At 63.8% G+C, this 2431-nt stretch carries 2 protein-coding genes and 1 rRNA gene; 1 reads left to right on the forward strand and 2 read right to left on the reverse strand.

What is annotated here, in order from left to right; translation table 11 throughout:
- Positions 1 to 594: 594 nt before the first annotated feature.
- Positions 595 to 972 (reverse strand): DUF6924 domain-containing protein, encoded by a 378-nt coding sequence (locus AC1DXI_RS20695; protein ID WP_476940144.1) that lies wholly within the window; start codon positions 970 to 972, stop codon positions 595 to 597.
- 486 nt (positions 973 to 1458) lie between these two features.
- Between AC1DXI_RS20695 and AC1DXI_RS20700 the strand changes: the two genes are divergently transcribed.
- On the forward strand, positions 1459 to 2142 hold the full coding sequence (locus tag AC1DXI_RS20700; RefSeq protein WP_476940145.1) for a DedA family protein: 684 nt from the start codon (positions 1459 to 1461) through the stop codon (positions 2140 to 2142).
- 203 nt (positions 2143 to 2345) lie between these two features.
- Here the strand turns inward: AC1DXI_RS20700 and rrf are convergent.
- Positions 2346 to 2431, reverse strand: a 5S ribosomal RNA gene (gene rrf / locus AC1DXI_RS20705); the annotation flags it as partial.

Here is a 2431-nt window from a genome sequence, read left to right on the forward strand (position 1 = left end):
ATACACCCACCACGCCCCCACCGCAACTCCACCCCCCACACCCACCCCACCACCCAAAAACCCTGCCACCACAACCCAAAACCACCCCACCAGACCCACCACCGCCGCAAACCAGCACTGTGCGGTGCATCACCACGACACGCAACCGGGCATTGACGATCACGGCCCAACCCCGCCGGCAGCAACACAGCCCCGGCATCCCGTCCCCAGGCAACGGCAGCCAAGCAACCATCGTGTTGTCGGACGCCGGCTGCAAAGGGGCCGTGACGCTGGCGGAATACTCCCGATGCCGTCTGGTCCAGACTGCGATCCAACACTCCCGCCCAGCAGGTTATGAGCTCTGCAGCGACTTTCGCACGTTGTATCCACTTGGGGCACGGGCACTACAGGGTTGGGAACATTTGAATCCGCCGATGCCGGCTGTGGTCGCGCAGCCTCGAAGCACGGGCGCGGCCTTCGAGGTGTCGTTCGAGGGGTGGCGCAGCCGGGTTCCCGGACGCCTGCCGGTTGCCTGACCCCTCGCCGGCTCTGGATCCGCCGCGGTCATCGCCGGGCTCCCGCCCTATTCCCAATACATCGAAGCAGCAAGAACCGTCAGGCAAAACCCCTGAAGACACCGTCTCTGTCTGTCCTATCTGCGAACTCTTGCCAGTCCATGTTCGCGATGTTTAGGTTGTTATCGACTCCCCAAAGTTCGCGCGCAATGCATCGGAACGGCCGGCGCGATTCCGTGCTCAGATCAATGACCTGTATCGGATACCCCGATTCAAGAGCGACACTGTCCACAATGAACAGGACCGATGCGTGTTCACTGCCGGCCAGCGCCGCCTGGCGAACTTGTTCCCAGCCGACCTGATCCCAGGCAATGTCATCAACGACCCTCACGTAGGCGCGGAATCCATCGTCATTCTCGTTAAGCACAGTGGAAAGCGCATCCACCCAAGCGTCTTCGTTGCCGAAGGTCGTGCGCACCAGGAGGGAGTCCTCTGTGCTTGGAAGTATCAACATGCCGCTATGGAATCACATATATGGCAAGCCACTCCGTGACGCACCAAGATCATCTGCTCTTGGGCTCCCAGTCCATCCGGAGGCGGCCAGCGTTGAATTCACGCAAGACCGTGTCCGCTTCGAAGGACCCGACGCCCCCGAGCGATTAACCCCAGTCGGATGCGCCGCGACCCATCGCTGGCTAGTCAGGCGGCCACTGGTAGTGCCATGCGGGTACCGGAGCATGGGGAGTGCTGTAGCGAGGCATGGTCCAGAGGAAGTTGAGTCGTCGCCGAACCAGGGCGAGCCGGGCCGCGCTGTGTCCGCAGCGTGCTCTTGACGCGGCCCGGGGCACAAGCGTATACAAGGGCCATCCCGGTGTCGTCGCGGGGGTCGCGACCGCAGAACAAACGCGGGCAGCGCGGGGACCGCCATGATGAACCACGGCGGAGCGGGAGTGAGGTGTGAGCGATGACCGGATTGGCTGCCCTCCGCTTCGTGGCGCTCGGCTGGGCAGGCTATGTCGCTACGGAAGCAGGGAATGCGGACGATTGGGCGTACTACTTCGGCGTCTTTGTGATTGTGCTGGCCCAGTGTGCCGGCGTACCGCTTCCCGCCGTGGCCGTATTGCTTGGAGCCTACGCCTCGGCGCGCCATGGAGATCTGAACCTTGCCGCCGTTATCGCCGTCGGCAGCCTGGGCGCCATGCTCGGGAGCACTATTGGCTACGTACTTGGGCGGGTGGGAGGTCGTCCATTGATGCTGCGACTTGCACAGCGCTTCCACGCCGATGAGAATCGCATCATCCAGCTGGAGTCGTTCTTCGATCGGCACGGCGGCAAGGCCTTGTTCTTCGGCCGCTGGGTCATTGTCGTTCGGCTCTGGGGCGCCATTGCCGCAGGGGCTGCCAAGATGCCGTGGCCCAATTTTCTGCTCTGGACTATCACAGGGTCCATTGCCTGGGTCGCGAGCCTCAGCGTTCTCGCCTATTTGGCCGGGGCACTGGCCAATGCCATCGGCGACGCTCTCGACATCGGCGGTTGGGTGCTGGTCCCCTTCGTCGTGCTTGGCCTGCTGATCGTCTGGCGCCGGCGCAGACGCCGGAAGCTCAAGTCAGCGGAAGGGCCAGGGGACGGCGTGCCCGACGCCGAATGAAGCCGGAGGCAACAGCGTGGTCAAGGGCGAATTGCCGCTGGCCAAGTTTTCGAGAGACGGTGCCGGCGGCACGTGGCCCGGGTCTGGCGGGCGGCCGATCCCTCGAGGCCGGGCCGCCGGAAGGCACAGGTCAAGCCCGGAAAGAGCCGTTTAAATGCGGGAGGACCCCAACCTGGTGGTTGGGGTCCTCGACCTGAATGGTGTTCCGGCGGTGACCTACTCTCCCACACCCTCCCGGGTGCAGTACCATCGGCGCTGTGGGTCTTAGCTTCCGGGTTCGGGATGGGAC

It is taken from the genome of Arthrobacter sp. P1_H7 (assembly GCF_056405215.1).

Excerpts from the sequence above, each read along its gene's own strand:
- AC1DXI_RS20700 (WP_476940145.1), top strand. The coding sequence starts at position 1,459 with ATGACCGGATTGGCTGCCCTCCGCTTCGTGGCGCTCGGCTGGGCAGGC.